Raw genomic sequence first — 17071 nt, 5'->3', positions numbered from 1 at the left:
GTACGGGCCCTTCCGGCTGATCGGCGTGCGTGCGGGCTGCTCAGTCCTCGCCGAGGTAGGTCTTGCGGACGCCTTCGTCGTGCAGGAGTTCCTGTCCGGTCCCGGAGAGCTTGATGGTGCCGATCTCCATCACATGGGCCTGGTCGGCCAGCGAGAGCGCCGCCTGGGCGTTCTGCTCGACGAGCAGGATGGTGGTGCCCTGGGACTTGAGTTCCACGATGGTGGACATGATCTTCTGCATCATGATCGGCGACAGGCCCATGGAGGGTTCGTCGAGCATGAGCAGTTTGGGCTGGGACATCAGGGCGCGGCCCATGGCGAGCATCTGCTGCTCGCCGCCGGACAGGGTGCCGGCCGCCTGGCGGCGGCGTTCGCCGAGGATGGGGAAGAGCTCGTAGGCGCGTTCGATGTCCTTGGTGATTCCGGCCGGGTCCTTGCGGAGGTAGGCGCCGAGCTGGAGATTCTGCTCGATGCTGAGCCGGGGGAAGATGTGGCGGCCTTCGGGCGAGTGGGCCAGGCCGAGGGCCACGATCTTGTGCGCGGGGACCCGGGCGAGCGGCTTGCCGTCGAAGACGACGCGGCCGCCGACGGGCTTGAGCAGGCCGCTGAGGGTGCGCAGGGTGGTGGTCTTGCCGGCGCCGTTGGTGCCGATCAGGGTGACGACCTGGCCGGCTTCCACGGAGAAGCTGATGCCTTTGACGGCTTCGATCTTGCCGTAGGCGACGCGGAGGTTCTCGACTTCGAGCAGTGCGGTCATCGGTCGTTCTCCTGCTGCTCGTCGTCGGCCGGGGCCGCTTCGTCCGGCGCGGGCTGCTCCCCGGCCGGCTGCTCCGCCGCCGAAGCCACTTCCGAAGCCGCCGCCGAAGTCGCCGCCGGCTGCGCCTCGCCCGTTTCGCCCTCTCCGGCGATCGGCTCGCCGAGATACGCGGCGATGACCCGTTCGTCGCGCTGGACGACCTCGGAGGTGCCTTCGACCAGCAGCTGGCCCTGGACGAGGACGGCCACCCGGTCGCAGAGGTTGAAGATGAACCGCATGTCGTGCTCGATGACGAGGACGGCGATGCCCTGGTCCCGGATGGCGAAGACGAGTTCCTCGGTGGCCCGGGTCTCCTGGGGGTTCATGCCGGCGGTGGGTTCGTCCAGCAGCAGCAGTCCGGGTTCGCTGGCCAGTGCCCGGGCTATTTCGAGCTTGCGCTGTTCGCCGTAGGGCAGGTTGCGGGCGAGGTGCTCCGCCTTCTCGGCCAGGCCGGTGAACTCCAGGAGCTCCATGGCCCGTTGGCGGGACTTGGCTTCCGCCTTGTGGTAGCCGGGGCCGCGGATGAGGGCCGACAGGAGTCCCTCGCGGGTGCGGGTGTGCCGGCCGACCAGGACGTTCTCCAGCACCGTCATATTGGCGAACAGCCGGATGTTCTGGAAGGTACGGGCGAGCCCGGCCTTGGTGACGAGGTGGGGCTTGGGCGGCAGGACGGTGCCGCGGTAGCTGACGGTGCCCTCGGTGGGGACGTACAGCCCGGTGAGGCAGTTGAAGAAGGTGGTCTTGCCGGCGCCGTTGGGGCCGATCAGGCCGACGATCTCGCCGCTGTTGACGGTCAGGGACACGTTCTGAACGGCGGTGAGGCCGCCGAAGCGCATGATGACGCCGCTGGCCTGCAGCAGCGGGACGCTGTCGGGGGTCTGGGCGGGGACGGGCGCCTGGGTGCTGGTGGTGGTCATGGTGTCTTTCACGCCCCTGCCGTGCTGGCCGGGACGGTGTCGTCGCCGAGTGGGCGCTGCGCGGGGACCAGGACGGCGTCCTCGTGGAACTCCAGCTTGCGGCGGCGGTCGGCGATGACGCCTTCCGGCCGGAACCGCATGATGAGGACGAGGGCGATGCCGAAGGCGAAGAGCTGGTAGTTCGCCAGGAAGTCCAGCTTCTCCGGGATGAGGTAGAGCAGCGCGGCGCCGAGGAAGGGTCCGCTGACCGTTCCCATGCCGCCGAGCACGACGGCCGCGAGCAGGAACGCCGAGTTGGGCGCCGCGGCTCCGGCGAACTGGTAGGGGTTGGGTACGACGGCGTAGGTGACGTGCGCGCTGACCGTTCCGGCGAGTCCGGCCAGCGAGGCGCCGAGCGCGAAGGCGATGAGCTTGACCCGGAAGCCGTTGATGCCCATGGCAGTCGCGGCGGTCTCGTCCTCGCGGATGGCGACCCAGGCGCGGCCGATGCGGGAGTCGGCGGCGCGGGTGAAGATCAGGACGACGATGCCGGTGATGATCAGCATCAGGAAGAAGTAGTTGGCGAACCGGCCCAGGGTGATCGAGCCGAGGTTGTGCGCGACGCCGAGGTTGAAGCCGAAGAGCGACAGGTCGGGGATGTTCGAGATGCCGTTCGGGCCGTTGGTGATGTTGGGGCCGGAGCTGCCGTCCATGTTGTTGACGGCGATGCGGAAGATCTCACCGAAGCCGAGGGTGACGATGGCCAGGTAGTCGCCGCGCAGCCGCAGGGTCGGCGCGCCGATCAGGACGCCGAAGACCAGCGAGGCGGCCATGCCGGTGAGCGCGGCGGCCCAGAAGGGGAACTGGGTGCCGGACCAGATGGAGTACTCGGAGCCGGAGACGAGCGCCGCGGCGTAGGCGCCGACGCCGAGGAAGGCGACATAGCCGAGGTCGAGCAGTCCGGTGAGGCCGACAACGATGTTGAGGCCGAGGGCGGTGGTACCGAAGATGAGGATGTTGACGCCGATATTGGCGAAGTGGTCGTTGTGCTGGATGAACGGGTAGGCGATGGCGGCCAGGAAGCCCATCGCCCGGGTGAAGTTGCGGTTGGCGGCGCTGAGCTGGGAGAACTGCGCGGCCAGTCCGGAGGCGTTGAGCGCCCAGACACCGAAGCACAGGACGAGCGTGAACCCGACGAAGAGCTCGCCGTAGCCGGTGGCGATGCCGTAGTTGAAGAGGAACAGCCCGATGGCGGCGGCGACGGTGATGATCGCCCGCTGGAGCCAGCCGGGCAGCCTGCGCGCGTCGGGCACGGGGCGGGTGATGCCGCCGAGGCGCAGCGAGACGACGAAGGCGATGAACCCGTAGGGCAGGCCGGGTACGTGGATCCGGTTCCGGTCCGGGTCGGGCGTCCGCCGGTCGACGGGCAGGCCGAGTGCCCCGATCAGGGTGGCGAGGGTGGCGCCCGCCGCGAGGAAGGCTCCGGGGTCGAGGTTGGCCGTGCCGCCGAGTTCCGCCGCGATGGCGACGACGGTGTACCAGGTGGTGGCGAAGGCGCCGAGGGTGAAGATCAGGGTGGCGTTGTTGCTGCCGGTCGGGTTGAGCCCGCGCAGGCCGCGCAGGCCGTAGCCGGCCACCGCGTACAGCAGGGTGAGGGCCGCGGCGACGAGCGTGATGATCTGCAGGCCGCCGGGGTATCCGGTGACGGTCAGGTCGCCGGGGAAGTCCGTGGTGTAGGTCCAGGACAGGAAGGTGGAGACGATGGTCAGGGCGGCGCCCGCGGTGGTCAGCGCGCGGGCGGCGGCGGTGGGCAGCTTGATGACCGGGGAGGTCTCGTGGGTGCGCTGCTCGGAGGCGATGGGGGTCTCGGTGATGGTCATCTCGCTCACGCCCTGTCCGCTACGCGTTCGCCGAACAGCCCCTGTGGCCGTAGCAGCAGGACGACGATGAGCAGAACGAAGGACCAGACCGCCGACCAGGCCTGGCCGCCGAGCTGCTCCATGCCGGGGATGTTGGCGATGTACGCGGTGGCGAGCGCTTCGGCGATGCCGAGCACGAGGCCGCCGATCATGGCGCCGTAGATGTTGCCGATGCCGCCGAGGACGGCGGCGGTGAAGGCCTTCAGGCCGGCCTGGAAGCCCATGCTGTAGTCGACCGAGCCGTATTTGAGCCCGTAGGCGACGCCGGCGATGGCGGCGAACAGGCCGCCGATGGCGAAGGCGACCACGATGATGCGGTTGGTGTCGATGCCCATCAGCTGGGCGGTGTCCGGGTCCTGGGCGGTGGCCTGCATGGCACGGCCGGTGCGCGAGGTGCGGACGAAGAAGGCCAGCGCGGTCATGCTGATCAGACCGGCGGCGAGCAGGAAGACGTCGGCGGACTGGATGTCGACCGAGCCGAGGTGGTACGGGCCGCCGGGCAGCTGCGGGAAGGACCGCGCGCTCTTGGCGTCCGGGTACCAGTTGAAGACGGCTTGCTGGAGCGTCAGCGACAGGCCGATGGCGGTGATCAGCGGGGCCAGCCGGGGGCCGCCGCGCAACGGGCGGTAGGCGAGGCGTTCGGCACCGATGGCGATGAGGACGGCGATGATGGCGCCGCCGACGAGCATCAGCGGGAGCGCCAGCCACATCGAGGTGCCGCTGGGGAGGTTGATGTAGACCGTGAGGGCGCCGAACCCGCCGGTCATGAAGATCTCGCCGTGGGCGAAGTTGATGAGCTGGACGATGCCGTACACCATCGTGTAGCCGATGGCGATGAGCCCGTACATCGAGCCGAGGAACAGCCCGTTGGCCAGCTGTTGCGGCAGAGTGTGCACCGCATGGCCTCCATGTCGCTGGGAGCAGGGGGGTACGAGGGGTGGGGCGGGGGTGGGGCGGGGGTGGGGCGGGGGTGGGGCGGGGGTGGGGCTGGGTACGCGGGGGCCCGCGCGGCAGGCCCGGTCGCCGTTTCGGCGGAACACAGGCTGTGGCGCGGGCGGTTGGGGCCCGCGCGGTGAAGCGCGGGCGGTGGAGCGCCGGCGGCGGACCGCGGGCAGTGGGCCGCACGGCGGATGCGCAGCCGCGCGGCCCCGGGTGTTCCCGCGGTGGGAGGTCAGCCGGTGTAGGTACCGCTCTGGACCGCGACCCACTTGCCGCTCTTGACCTGGTACACGGTCAGCTGCTTGTTGGTGGTGTCGCCGTACTGGTCGAAGGAGACATGGCCGGCGATGCCGTCGAAGTCGCTCTTCTGGACCGCGTCGATGAGCTTCTCGCGGGCGACCGAACTGGCCGGCAGCTTGCCGCCGTTGGCGTCCATGACGGTCTTCACGGCCTTGATGATGGCGGTGGCGGCGTCGTAGGAGTAACCGCCGTAGGTGCCGTAGTCACCGGGGTAGTTGTTGGCCTTGTAGGTCGCGATGAAGTCCTTGGCGGCCGGCAGGGTGGTGACGGGGACACCGACCGACGTGGCCAGGTCGCCCTCGGACGCGGCGCCGGCCACCTGGATGTAGGTGTCGGAGAAGATGCCGTCGCCGCCCATCAGCGGGATGTGCGCGCCGGCTCCCTTGAGCTGCTTGGAGAGCAGCTGGGCCTCGTCGTACTGGCCGCCGTAGTAGAGCAGGTCGGCGCCCGAGTTCTTGATCTTGGTGACGAGGGTGCCGAAGTCCTTGTCGCCGGTGTTGACGTGGTCGGTGCCCGCCACCTTGCCGCCGAGCTCGGTGAAGTGCTGCTTGAACAGGTTGGCCAGGCCGGCGCCGTAGGCCTGCTTGTCGTCGACGACGTAGACCTTCTTCTTGCCCGCGTTCTTGTACGCGTACTCGGCGGCGAAGCCGCCCTGGATCGCGTCGGTGGTCGCGGTGCGGAAGTAGTCCGTGAAGGGGCGCGCCTTGGTGCCGGTCGCCCAGTCCTTGCCCTGCGTCAGGTCGACGGCGGTGTTGGACGGGGAGATCTCGACCATCTTGGCGGAGGCGAAGACCTGCTGCATCGAGCGGGCGACACCGGAGTTGAGCGGGCCGACGGCGGCGTAGATGCTGGGGTCGCCGGTGATGGCGGTGGCGTTCTGCTGGCCGGTGGCCGGCAGCGCCTTGTCGTCGAACGCCTTGAGGCTGAAGTGGACGCCGGGCACCAGGTTGTTCTTGTTGGCGTCGTCGACGGCGATCTTCACGCCGTACTGGATGCCCAGGCCGGTCGCGGAGTTGGAGCCGGTGAGCGGGGCGTCGACGCCGATGACGACGTTGGTGCTGGCGGCGCTGGTGCTGTCCCCGCTGCCCTTCTTGTCGTCGTCGCTCCGCGAGCCGCAGGCGGTGAGGGTGAGCGCTCCCGTGGCAAGCACGGAAGTCATTATCAGCAAGGAACGGTTACGCACAATCAGTCCTTTCCCCTGGCGCGGCCGTCTCTGATGAGAGGCCGAGTCGCGCGCTGGAACCCGAACTGACAAATCCGGTGGCGCAGTGACTGGCCGTGACTCTAGGCGTGGTGAGGGGGGTCGCGCAGAGGTGCGGCGAAGAGTGTGACTGTCTTGTTATGCCAATCCGAAACTTTTGAGCTTCTGCTGAGGTTTCATCAGGCCTCTCGTCCCAATTGGCCTGCTATGCGCGGCAGTCCGCATGATGAGAACCCGCACTTCCGATGTGGCGCGGACGGGCGCCGGGCGGGTGCGGGCGGTCGAACCGGCAAGATCTCACGGGTCGGGACAACGGCAGCTCGGCGGGCCGGTGCGGGACGACTTGGATCTTTGAATCCGTATTGCGTCGAGGTTACGCTGCGTTAATTGCCTGCGGATTGCCTGCCGATTGCCTGCGCCGGGCCGCTTAGCGCGCGGGCGAATGGCGGTGCCCCCGCCGGTGCGTCGGGCGGGGGCACAAGAGAGGTCAGCAGTAAAAGGGGAATAGCGCCTGTCGGTCACCGGCCCGGACGGATTCACGCTCCGCGGCGGCTGGGCGTGGCGTGCCCGCGGTCATCGCTTGGGCGAGTCGTCCTCGCCGATGTGGTGGACGCGGACCATGTTGGTGGTGCCGGGCATGCCGGGCGGGGAGCCGGCCGTGATGACCACGACGTCGCCCTTCTTGCAGCGGCCGATCCGCAGCAGCTCCTCGTCGACCTGCTGGACCATCTCGTCGGTGGTCTGCACCATCGGGCCGAGGAAGCTCTCCACGCCCCAGGTCAGATTGAGCTGCGAGCGGGTGGCGGGCTCCGGGGTGAAGGCGAGCACCGGGATCGGCGAGCGGTAGCGGGACAGGCGCCGTACGGTGTCGCCGGACTGGGTGAAGGCGACCAGGAAGCGGGCGCCGAGGAAGTCGCCCATCTCGGCGGCGGCGCGGGCGACGGCGCCGCCCTGGGTGCGGGGCTTGTTCTGGTCGGTGAGCGGCGGCAGGCCGCCGGACAGGATCTCCTCCTCGGCCGCGGTGATGATCCGCGACATGACCTTGACGGTCTCGATCGGGTACTTGCCGACGCTGGTCTCGCCGGACAGCATCACCGCGTCGGTGCCGTCCATCACGGCGTTGGCGACGTCGCTGGCCTCGGCGCGGGTGGGCCGCGAGTTGTCGATCATCGAGTCGAGCATCTGGGTGGCGACGATGACCGGCTTGGCGTTGCGGCGGGCGAGCGCGACCGCGCGCTTCTGCACCATCGGCACCGCCTCCAGCGGCATCTCGACGCCCAGGTCGCCGCGGGCGACCATGATGCCGTCGAAGGCGTCGACGATGTCGCTCAGGTTGTCGACCGCCTGCGGCTTCTCGACCTTGGCGATGACCGGGACGCGGCGGCCCTCCTCGTCCATGATCCGGTGCACGTCCTGGACGTCCCGTCCGGTGCGGACGAAGGACAGCGCGATCACGTCGGCGCCGATCCGCAGGCCCCAGCGCAGGTCGCGGATGTCCTTTTCGGACAGGGCGGGCACCGAGACCGCGACCCCGGGGAGGTTGAGCCCCTTGTGGTCGGAGATCATGCCGCCCTCGATGACCATGGTGTGCACCCGGGGGCCCTCGACGTCGGTGACTTCGAGAGTCACCCGTCCGTCGTCCACCAGGATGCGTTCGCCGCGGGCGACATCGGCGGTCAGACCCTTGTACGTGGTGCCGCAGATCTGCTGGTCACCCTCGATGTCGTCCATCGTGATGGTGAACTCGTCGCCGCGTTCAAGGAGTACCGGCCCTTCGGCGAAGCGGCCGAGCCGGATCTTCGGGCCCTGAAGGTCGACCAGGATGCCGACGCTGCGACCGCTCTCCTCGGCGGCCTTGCGAACCCTTCGGTAACGGTCCTCGTGCTCGGCGTAGGACCCGTGGCTCAGGTTCAGGCGGGCCACGTCCATGCCGGCGTCGACCAGTGCTTTGATCTGGTCGTACGAGTCGGTGGCGGGTCCCAGAGTGCAGACAATTTTGGCTCGGCGCATGTATCGAGCGTATGACTTACTCGTTGGTAGGGAACACGGTGACGGCAACTGCCCAACGACGTCTGGATTAACGCTTGTTGACAAGTATCGAAGTGTGCAGGGTCGCGCTCTGATGAGCATTCCGGTCACCCTCGGTGGCCGGGAGCGTGTCTTACCGGCACCGACCGGTGGCGCGGCGTGCCGCGAAAGGTGGCATTCGGTGCCGCGGTGAGCGGCATACGGCCCCCCGACAGGGGGTGTCGCGGCAGGGGCGTGGTGGTCCAGAATCTACGCGCGTCGTACCCCGCTCCGGCCCCTCACTTCACCGGGAGACCAGATGGCCCTCAACCGCAGGGACTTCATCAACCGATCGGCCGCCACCGGCGCCGGCCTGGCGCTGACCGGGGCGGTCGGCACCGCCGCCGCGTCGCCCGCCGAGGCTGCCGATCACCGGCACGGCCACGAGCACCCCCCGAAGACCTTCAGCCTGCGCGTGCTCGGCACCACCGATCTGCACGGTCACGCTCTGAACTGGGACTACTTCACCAACGCCGCCTACGACGACGCCACCCACAACGACGTGGGCCTGGCCAAGATCGCCACCCTGGTGGCCGGCGCCCGGCAGGAGAAGGGCCACGACCGCACCCTGCTGATCGACGCCGGCGACATCATCCAGGGCACCCAGCTGTCGTACTACTACGCCCGGGTCGAGCCGATCACCGGCGCGCACAAGGGCCCGCGCCACCCGATGGCGCTGGCCATGAACCATCTGAAGTACGACGCCGCCGCGCTCGGCAACCACGAGTTCAACTACGGCATCCCGCTGCTGCGCGCCTTCCAGGAGCAGTGCGACTTCCCGCTGCTGGCCGCCAACGCGGTCGACGCCAAGACGCTGCGGCCGGCCTTCCCGCCGTATCTGGTCAAGGAGATCCGCGTCGAGGGCCGCCCGGCCGTCAAGGTCGGCATCCTGGGCCTGACCAACCCGGGTATCGCGGTGTGGGACAAGGCGAATGTGCAGGGCAAGCTGGCCTTCCCCGGCCTGGTGGAGCAGGCGAAGGTCTATGTGCCGAAGCTGCGGGCGCTGGGCTGCGACGTGGTGATCTGCACCGACCACTCCGGTCTGGACGGCAGCACCTCCTACGGGGACGCGGTGCCCTACCCGGAGAACGCCTCCTCGCTGGTGGCCCAGCAGGTCCCCGGCATCGACGCGATCCTGGTCGGCCACACCCATGTGGAGCGGCCGCAGACGCTGGTCGTCAACCAGCAGACCGGCAGGACGGTGGTGCTGTCCGAGCCGCTGTACTGGGGCATGCGGCTCAGCGTCTTCGACTTCGACCTGGAGTTCGAACACGGTCGCTGGCAGGTCACCTCGGTCACCGCCGAGGTCCGCAACGCCAACACCGTCGAGGAGGACCCGGTGGTGGCCCGGCTGGTGCACGACGAGCACCAGAAGGTGGTGGGCTATGTCAACCAGGTCGTCGGCAGCTGCTCCGAGGCGATGTCGGCGGCCGAGTCGACGTACAAGGACACCCCGATCGTCGACTTCATCAACCTGGTGCAGGCCGACACCGTCCGGGCCGGGCTGGCCGGCACCGCCTACGCCTCGCTGCCGGTGCTGTCCGAGGCGTCGCCCTTCTCCCGGACCGCCGCCATACCGGCCGGGCAGGTGTCGCTGCGCGATGTCGCCGGGCTCTACGTCTACGAGAACACCCTGGACGCGAAGATCCTCACCGGCGCCCAGGTGAAAGACTACCTGGAGTGGTCCGCGGCCTACTTCGTGCAGACCGCGCCGGACGCCCCGGTGGACGTCACGAAGATCACCAACGCCAACAACACCCCCGACTACAGCTATGACGTGCTCAGCGGGGTGTCGTACGACATCGACATCTCCCAGCCGGCCGGCTCACGGATCACCGCGCTGACCTTCGGCGGCGCGCCGGTCGACCCGGCGGCCTCCTTCGTGCTGGCGGTCAACAACTACCGCTCCGGCGGCGGCAGCAACTACCCGCATGTCGCCGCCGCGACCTCGGTGTGGTCCAGCTCGGACGAGATCCGCAACACGATCATCGCCTGGGTGCAGGCGCACGGCACGATCGACCCGTCGTCCTTCGGCGGCGACACGTGGCGGCTCACCCGCGCCGGAGTGCCGCTGTTCGGGTAGGCACGTCGCTCGCGGCGGTTCCGTCGAGGCCGAAGGTGGTGAAGGCGGTCCTGGCGGGCAGCGGATAGTGCTCCTCCCCGGTGAGCAGACCGGTGAGGTCGTTGAGCACCGACGCCGACCGCCAGGCCGCGAGTCCGAGGTCGGGGGCGCCGACGCCGTGGCTGTGGCGCTCGGCGTTCTGTACGTAGATCCGGCCGGTGATCGAGGCGTCGAGTTCGAGGCGGTGCCGGGCGTCGACCCTCGGCCGGCCCGCCGCGTCCTTCTTGATGGCCGCGTCGAGCGGGCCGAGCAGCCGGTCCAGCGGGCGCTCCCGGTAACCGGTGGCCAGCACCACGGCGCTGGTGATCAGCCGGGTACGGGTGCCCTGGTCGGCGTGCTCCAGGTGCAGTTCGATGCTCTGGGTGCCGATCCGGCCGGCCGTGCGCACGGTGACCCCGGGGGTGAGGACGGCGTCCGGCCAGCCGCCTTCGAGGGTCCGGCGGTAGAGCTCGTGGTGGATCGCGGTGATGGTCTCGGTGTCGATGCCCTTGTGGAGCTGCCACTGCCCGGGCAGCACCCGGTCGCGGACGGATTCGGCCAGCCCGTGGAAATAGCGGCTGTAGTCGGGGGTGAAGTGCTCCAGGCCGAGCTTGCTGTACTCCATCGGAGCGAAGGCGGGGGTGCGGGCCAGCCAGGTCAGGCGCTCACGCCCGGCCGGGCGCGCCCGCAGCAGGTCGAGGAACACCTCGGCGCCGGACTGCCCGGAGCCGACGACGGTGATGTGGTCGGCGGCCAGCAGCCGCTCGCGCTGGTCGAGGTAGTGCGCGGAGTGGACCACCGGCACGGTGGGGCTCTCGGCCAGCGGGCGCATCGGCTCGGGTACGTAGGGGACGGTGCCGATGCCGAGGACGAGGTGGCGGGCGTGGGTGCGGCCCAGCGCCTCGGCCTCGCCGTTCGCGTCGAGCCGGGTGTGGTCGACCTCGAAGCGGGCGGCGGCCGGATTCCAGCGCACCGAGTCGACCTGCTGCCCGAAGTGGACGCTGGGCAGTGCGTCGGCGACCCAGCGGCAGTAGGCGTCGTACTCGGCGCGGTGGACGTGGAAGCGCTCGGCGAAATAGAAGGGGAACAGGCGTTCGCTCGACTTGAGCCAGTTCAGGAACGACCAGCGGCTGGCCGGATCGGCGAGGGTCACCAGGTCGGCGAGGAACGGCACTTGGAGGAGGGCGCCGTCGATGAGCAGCCCGGGGTGCCAGTGGAAGGCCGGGCCCTGGTCGTAGAAGGCCGCGGTGAGGCCCGGGATGCCGTCGGCGAGGGCGGCCAGCGAGAGGTTGAACGGCCCGACCCCGATGCCGAGCAGGTCGTAGGGCTCCTCGGCGCCGGGCGCGGCCGGGGCGGGATCCGCCGCCGCCGGCTCCGCGGCTACCGGCTGCGGCGGCACCTCGGGCGCCGCGGCGGGAACGACGGCTACGGGGATGGTCAGCGGGACGCCCACGGGATCGGTCACCGGCCGGGTCATGGGGTCGGCCAGGGGATCGGTGGCCGGGGCGGTGACCGGCTGGGGGGCGGGCGCGGTCCCGGTGCCCGCGGCGGGCGCGGGCAGCGCGACGGTCCCCGCGGCGGGAGGGTCCGGGACGGGCTCCGGGGCCGATGCGGGCATGGGGGGCGTCGGAGCGTTCATCGGGCGGTGATGCCTTCCGTTGCGAGCTGGAGGAGCGCGTCGAGGTCTTCCGGGCGCAGATACGGGTTCAGCAGGGTCGCCTTGAGCCACAGCCGGCCGTCGGCGCGGGCCCGGCCGAAGACCGCCCGGCCCCCGTACAGCAGCCGGCGGCGCAGTTCGGCGACCGCCTCGTCGTCGGCGGCGCGGGGCCGGAACAGCACGGTGCTGATCGTCGGCTGTCCGTACAGCACCAGGTCGGGGTGCTGCTCGACCTTGGCGGCGAGGTCCCGGGCCCGGTCGCAGACCGCGTCCACCAGGGCGGCCATGCCCTCCCGGCCGAGGGCGCGCAGGGTGACGGCGACCTTGAGGACGTCGGGGCGGCGGCTGGTGCGCAGCGAGCGGCCGAGGAGGTCGGGCAGCCCGGCGTCGGTGTCGTCGCCGGCGTTCAGATAGTCGGCCTGGTGCTCCAGCGGGCGCAGGGCGGCGCTGTCGGGGACGGCGAGCAGCCCGGCCGCGACCGGCTGCCAGCCGAGTTTGTGCAGGTCGAGGGAGACCGACACGGCGGACTGGAGCCCGTCGAGCTTGCCGGACTCGCGGCGGCTGAACAGCAGCGGGCCGCCGTAGGCGGCGTCCACATGGAGCTCGGCGCCGTAGTGGGAGGTGACGGCGGCGATCTGGCGCAGCGGGTCGATCGCGCCGGTGTCGGTGGTGCCGGCGGTGGCCACCACCAGGGCGCGGACCGGCAGTTCGTCCAGCGCGCCGGCGACGGCCGCCGGGTCGAGCACGCCGGTCGGGGTGTCCACCACCATCGGGTGCGGCAGTCCCAGCAGCCAGGCGGCGCGCAGCACGCTGTGGTGGGCGCTGGCCCCGCACACCACTTGGACCCGGGGGCCGCCGGCCGCCCGCTCCCTGGCCAGCAGCAGCGCGAGCTGGTTGGACTCGGTGCCGCCGGTGGTGACCAGCGCGTCGGGCGCGGGCAGGTCGGGGAAGACCAGTGCGGCCAGGGCGCGGGTGACCCGGATCTCCAGCTCACCGGCGGCCGGCGCCTGGTCCCAGGAGTCCAGCGAGGGATTCAGCGCGGACGCGGCCAGGTCGGCGGCGGCGGCCACCGCCAGCGGCGGGCAGTGCAGATGGGCGGCGCAGAACGGCTCGGCGGGATCGGCCGCGCCCTCGGCGAGCATCCGGACCAGGGTGTGCAGGGACTCGCGCTCGCCTCGGCCGTCCCGGGGCATCGCCTCGCCCAGCGCCTCGTCGACGCCGGCCGCGACCGCGGCCGGCCCGCCGCGGGGCACCGGCCCCCCGCGCCGACGCGCCCCTTCGGTGAGCGCGTCGAGCACGAGCTGCACCAGCGGACGCAACTCCTCCGCCCCTTGACGGCCTCCGGCAAGAGCGGGCATCGGCATGGACGGTCCTCATGGCTCGGCGTATCGCCGGTGCCGCGGCCGGAAGGGCTCACCGCTTCGCGACGCCCGGCCAACCCTTCCGGCCGCGGCACCAGCTCGCCCTGCTCAACGACGATTGCGCCGAATGGGTACGTATCCGGCCGCCGACCGGCGGATTCCCGGACCCCGGCGGGCCGGGCGCGCCCGGCCCACCGCCGTGGGAGGCCGGGGGCTCAGCCGCCGAAGGCGGACCGGACCCGCAGGATCCGCTCCAGTTCGTCCAGGCGGTCGGCCAGCGCGCGGTGCAGCGCGGGGGTGAGCGTCGGGTCGCCGAGGGCGGTACGGCCCGCGGCCAGCGTCCCGGCGTCCACCGCGGTGTCCGGGAAGCCGGCCCGCCCCGCGGTCTCCGCGATGGCGGGGCCGCGCCGGGCGGCGAGGGCGGCGGCGTCGGTCCAGTAGCGGGGGACGAAGTCCCGTATCAGCTCCAGCTGTTCGGGGTGCCAGAAGCCCTCGGCGGTCGCGGCGAAGAGGTAGTTGGACAGCGAGTCGTCGTGGAACAGCGACTGCCAGGCGGCCTCCTTGGCCTCGGCGTCGGGCAGCGCCGCCCGGCAGCGGGCCGCGCCCTCACGGCCCTTGGCGCTGGGGTCGCGGGCCTCCTGCGCGGCGATGTCGGCGGGGCCGGCCGCGCCCAGCACGGTCAGCCGCAGCAGCATCTTCCAGCGCAGTTCGGGGTCGACCGGGCAGCCGCCGGGGATGGCGTCCGCGTCGTACCAGCGGCGCAGCTCGGCCGCGTCCTCGGCGGTGATCGCCGCGTCGACCAGGCTGCGGGTGGCGGCGAGCCGGCTGTCCCGCGGTCCGGTGGCCAGCAGGGCGCGGCTGGTGGCGGCGAGCGAGGTGAGCGCTTCCTGGCGCAGCCGCGGCGCCAGGAAGCGGTCGGCGACGTGGTCGCGGGCGAAGCCGAGGACGGCCTCGATGATGAACGGGTCGGTCTCGGCGGGCAGATGACGCGCGACCAGCGCGAGGTGGTCGGCGGGCGCGGTCCGCGCGTCGCGGACCAGGTCGCGGGCCGCCTTCCAGGTCACCGCCCGGCTCAGCGGGTCGGGCAGCGTGGCCAGCGCCTCGGTGACGGCCTCCCACGAGTGCTCGTCGAAGCGGACCTTGGTGTAGGACAGGTCGCCGTCGTTGAGCAGGATCACATCGGGCCGGGGACCGTCCAGATCGCGTTTGCCGACCGCCGAGGTCGCCACGATGTCGAGGGTGACGCGCTCGCGCGGCACCAGCCGGGCCGGCACGCCGGCCACCCGGTCGTAGAGCCCGGCCTCGACGCGGTGCGGGCGGCTGCCGCTGTGGGTGACCTCCAGCCGCCAGCCGCCGGGGGCCGGGGACGCCACAGGGGTGAGGATGTCGATGCCGCTGGTCCGCAGCCAGGCGTCGGCCCAGGCGGGGACATCGCGTTCGGTGACGCCGGACAGCGAGTCGATGAAGTCGGCGAGGGTGGCGTTGCCGAAGCGGTGCCGGGCGAAGTGCTCGTTGATACCGGCCAGGAAGTCCTCGCGGCCCAGCCACGCGACGAGTTGCCGCAGCGCGGAGGCGCCCTTGGCGTAGGAGATGCCGTCGAAGTTGGTGAGCGCGGACTCGGTGTCGGGCACCGCCTCGGGCTCGGGCGCCACCGGGTGGGTGCTGGGGCGCTGGTCGGCGTCGGAGCCCCAGGACTTGCGGGCCACCGCGAAGTCGGTCCAGGTGCCGGTGAAGCGGGTGGCCTCGGAGACCACCTGGTAGCCCATGTACTCGGCGAAGGACTCGTTCAGCCAGATGTCGTCCCACCAGCGCAGCGTCACCAGGTCGCCGAACCACATATGGGCCATCTCATGGGCGATCACCACGGCGCGGAACTGCGCCTCGCTGGGGGTGACCGCGGAGCGGTGCACGAAGTCGTCGCGGAAGGTGACCAGGCCCGGGTTCTCCATCGCGCCGGCGTTGAACTCGGGGACGAACGCCTGGTCGTAGGAGTCGAACGGATAGGGCTCGTCGAAGATCTCGCCGTAGTGGTCGAAGCAGCGGCGGGTGAGGTCGAACAGCTCCTCCGCCTCCCGGTCCAGGTGCTCGGCCAGCGAGCGGCGGCAGTGCAGGCCGAAGGGGAGCCCGGCGTGCTCGGTGCGCACCGAGTGGTAGGGCCCGGCGGCCACCGCCAGGAAGTAGGTGGCCAGCGGCGGGGTGGTGGCCAGCCGCCAGCGGCCGGGGGCGGTACGGGTCGCCACGCCGTTGCCGAGGACCGTCCACGGCTCGGGCGCGGTCACCTCGACGTCGAAGACCGCCTTGAGGTCGGGCTGGTCGAAGGCGGCGGCCACCCGCTGCACGTCGTCCATGAACAGCTGTGTGTAGACGTACGCCTCGCCGTCGGCCGGGTCGGTGAAGCGGTGCATGCCCTCGCCGGTCCGGGAGTAGCGCATGTCGGCCTCGACCCGCAGCTCGTGCTCGCCCGCCGCCAGCCCGGTCAGCGGCAGCCGGTTGTCCTCCAGCGACGCCGGGGCCAGCTCCGCGCCGTCCAGGGTCACCCGGTGGAGGGCGGCGGGCTTCAGCTCGGCGAAGGTGTCACAGCCGCGCAGCGCGGTGAAGCGGATCGTGGTGGTCGAGCCGAAGACCTCCTCTCCCCGGGTGAGGTCGAGGTCGATCGCGTAGTGCTGGACGGTCAGATCGTGGGCGCGGGTCTCCGCCTCGGCGCGGGTGAGAGCAGGCATGCGAATCATGTTGCCGCACGTCACCGGTCCGGGGATACCGCTTTCCGCCCCGAGCTGAGCCCGGCGGCCGGCCTGGGTCGGGCCCGGCGCGGGCTGCCGCGGGCCCGGGGCCGGGACAGCGGCCCGGTGCGGCGCGTAGGCTCGATGACCACGGGGAGGTGCCGATGGCCGAGCCGGCCGAGCCCGGTACGCCGACCGCCGCGAGCGGTCCGATCGTGCACGGCTTTCCGCATCTGGCGACGATACGGGCGGCGCTGACCGCGCTGTACCGGCGGCTGTCCGCGGACGGCGTGGCGCGGTTCGCGGCGAGCGTGCGTCCGGAGCTGGTGGACTTCCCCGACGACGAGGATCTCTATCTGGGCGCCCAGCGGGTCGCGCGGGTGATGGTGCGGCACTTCCGGCTGCCGGACGCCCGGATGGTGATCGGCTTCCGGGACATGGTGCACGCGGGCCATGTGGAACTGGCGGCGGGCCCCGAGTACTTCGTCGAACTGCACGCGCGCTTCCGTACCGACCGGCGTGATGTGGGCGCGGCGCTGGCGCACGAGGTGATGCATGTCCATCTGCACCGGCTGGGGCTGGAGTTCCCCGGCACCCGGGACAACGAGATCCTCACCGACACCGCGACGGCGTATCTCGGCGCGGGCTGGCTGCTGCTGGACGCCTACCGCGAGGAGGCCGCGATCCGCGGCGAGCGGCTGGTGATGTCGGCGTACAAGCTGGGCTATCTCACGCCCGAGGAATTCGGCTATGTGCTGGCCAAGCGGGCGCTGGCCTTCGGTGACGACATCGAGCCGTGGTTCCGCAGTCCGCAGGCGCGCGAGGCGTACCGGGTGGGGCTGGCGCGGGCCCGGGCGGATCTGCGGCGGCCGCCGCTGGCGGCGGCGGGGTGGGCGGCGCGGCGGCGGTACGCCAAGGACCGCCGGGCGGCCACGAGCCCGGGGGCGGCTCCCCCGCCCGGCGGTGATTACGCGTTCGAGGGGTCGCCCTCGGGGCTGCGGGTGTCCTTTCCCTGCCCTACGTGCCAGCAGCGGATCAGGGTGCCGTGCAGGGGGAGGGTGCGGGCGCGGTGCGGGCTGTGTCTCACCACGCTGGAGGTCGACACATGAGCCGG

Annotated in this window: 11 protein-coding genes; 2 read left to right on the top strand and 9 right to left on the bottom strand. The window is 71.3% G+C overall.

Annotated elements, in window-relative coordinates; all coding sequences use genetic code 11:
• Window positions 1–40 precede the first annotated feature (40 nt).
• The 6 genes from ACFO3J_RS02890 to pyk form a co-directional block, all read right to left on the bottom strand.
• Window positions 41–757: an ABC transporter ATP-binding protein gene (locus ACFO3J_RS02890; RefSeq protein ID WP_386425798.1), complete on the bottom strand. Its 717-nt coding sequence runs from the start codon at window positions 755–757 to the stop codon at window positions 41–43.
• Entirely contained in the window at window positions 754–1713 is a 960-nt protein-coding gene (locus ACFO3J_RS02885) for an ABC transporter ATP-binding protein (RefSeq protein ID WP_386425795.1), read from the bottom strand. Before ACFO3J_RS02885 ends, ACFO3J_RS02890 begins: the two co-directional genes overlap by 4 nt.
• 8 nt (window positions 1714–1721) lie before the next feature.
• Window positions 1722–3572, bottom strand: coding sequence for a branched-chain amino acid ABC transporter permease (locus ACFO3J_RS02880; protein ID WP_386426031.1), 1851 nt, complete (start codon window positions 3570–3572; stop codon window positions 1722–1724).
• A 5-nt stretch (window positions 3573–3577) separates the two neighbouring features.
• The gene (locus ACFO3J_RS02875; RefSeq protein WP_386425793.1) at window positions 3578–4507 is read right to left on the bottom strand and encodes a branched-chain amino acid ABC transporter permease; all 930 of its coding nucleotides are present in this window, start codon (window positions 4505–4507) and stop codon (window positions 3578–3580) included.
• A gap of 275 nt (window positions 4508–4782) precedes the next feature.
• Window positions 4783–6009: a branched-chain amino acid ABC transporter substrate-binding protein gene (locus tag ACFO3J_RS02870; protein WP_386425790.1), complete on the bottom strand. Its 1227-nt coding sequence runs from the start codon at window positions 6007–6009 to the stop codon at window positions 4783–4785.
• A gap of 615 nt (window positions 6010–6624) precedes the next feature.
• Window positions 6625–8061 carry a pyruvate kinase gene (pyk, locus tag ACFO3J_RS02865; protein ID WP_386425788.1) on the bottom strand — a complete coding sequence of 479 codons (1437 nt, stop codon included), beginning with the start codon at window positions 8059–8061 and terminating at the stop codon, window positions 6625–6627.
• 316 nt (window positions 8062–8377) lie between these two features.
• Between pyk and ACFO3J_RS02860 the strand changes: the two genes are divergently transcribed.
• On the top strand, window positions 8378–10201 hold the full coding sequence (locus tag ACFO3J_RS02860; RefSeq protein ID WP_386425787.1) for a bifunctional metallophosphatase/5'-nucleotidase: 1824 nt from the start codon (window positions 8378–8380) through the stop codon (window positions 10199–10201).
• Here ACFO3J_RS02860 and ACFO3J_RS02855 read toward each other — a convergent pair.
• The 3 genes from ACFO3J_RS02855 to pepN all read right to left on the bottom strand — a co-directional run bounded on the left by ACFO3J_RS02855 (window position 10170) and on the right by pepN (window position 15957).
• Complete coding sequence (locus tag ACFO3J_RS02855) at window positions 10170–11837, bottom strand: lysine N(6)-hydroxylase/L-ornithine N(5)-oxygenase family protein (RefSeq protein WP_386425784.1); 1668 nt, start codon at window positions 11835–11837, stop codon at window positions 10170–10172. The two genes, ACFO3J_RS02860 and ACFO3J_RS02855, sit on opposite strands and share 32 nt — an antisense overlap.
• Window positions 11838–11854: 17 nt before the next feature.
• Entirely contained in the window at window positions 11855–13240 is a 1386-nt protein-coding gene (locus tag ACFO3J_RS02850) for a pyridoxal phosphate-dependent decarboxylase family protein (RefSeq protein WP_386425781.1), read from the bottom strand.
• A 212-nt stretch (window positions 13241–13452) separates the two neighbouring features.
• The gene (pepN, locus tag ACFO3J_RS02845) at window positions 13453–15957 is read right to left on the bottom strand and encodes an aminopeptidase N (protein WP_386425779.1); all 2505 of its coding nucleotides are present in this window, start codon (window positions 15955–15957) and stop codon (window positions 13453–13455) included.
• Window positions 15958–16121: 164 nt separating this feature from the next.
• Between pepN and ACFO3J_RS02840 the strand changes: the two genes are divergently transcribed.
• The gene (locus tag ACFO3J_RS02840) at window positions 16122–17066 is read left to right on the top strand and encodes a hypothetical protein (RefSeq protein ID WP_386425776.1); all 945 of its coding nucleotides are present in this window, start codon (window positions 16122–16124) and stop codon (window positions 17064–17066) included.
• Window positions 17067–17071: the final 5 nt, after the last annotated feature.

Origin of the sequence: Streptomyces polygonati (assembly GCF_042650325.1) — a bacterium.
Lineage (GTDB): Bacteria > Actinomycetota > Actinomycetes > Streptomycetales > Streptomycetaceae > Actinacidiphila > Actinacidiphila polygonati.
The sequence above is the reverse complement of the archived record's forward strand: the minus strand, read 5'-3'. Positions and strand labels throughout refer to the sequence as shown.

Coding starts and splice junctions, on each gene's coding strand:
- ACFO3J_RS02890 (WP_386425798.1), bottom strand. CDS start 757: ATGACCGCACTGCTCGAAGTCGAGAACCTCCGCGTCGCCTACGGCAAG.
- ACFO3J_RS02885 (WP_386425795.1), bottom strand. CDS start 1,713: ATGACCACCACCAGCACCCAGGCGCCCGTCCCCGCCCAGACCCCCGAC.
- ACFO3J_RS02880 (WP_386426031.1), bottom strand. CDS start 3,572: ATGACCATCACCGAGACCCCCATCGCCTCCGAGCAGCGCACCCACGAG.
- ACFO3J_RS02870 (WP_386425790.1), bottom strand. CDS start 6,009: ATGACTTCCGTGCTTGCCACGGGAGCGCTCACCCTCACCGCCTGCGGC.
- pyk (WP_386425788.1), bottom strand. CDS start 8,061: ATGCGCCGAGCCAAAATTGTCTGCACTCTGGGACCCGCCACCGACTCG.
- ACFO3J_RS02860 (WP_386425787.1), top strand. CDS start 8,378: ATGGCCCTCAACCGCAGGGACTTCATCAACCGATCGGCCGCCACCGGC.
- ACFO3J_RS02855 (WP_386425784.1), bottom strand. CDS start 11,837: ATGCCCGCATCGGCCCCGGAGCCCGTCCCGGACCCTCCCGCCGCGGGG.
- ACFO3J_RS02850 (WP_386425781.1), bottom strand. CDS start 13,240: ATGCCGATGCCCGCTCTTGCCGGAGGCCGTCAAGGGGCGGAGGAGTTG.
- pepN (WP_386425779.1), bottom strand. CDS start 15,957: ATGCCTGCTCTCACCCGCGCCGAGGCGGAGACCCGCGCCCACGATCTG.
- ACFO3J_RS02840 (WP_386425776.1), top strand. CDS start 16,122: ATGGCCGAGCCGGCCGAGCCCGGTACGCCGACCGCCGCGAGCGGTCCG.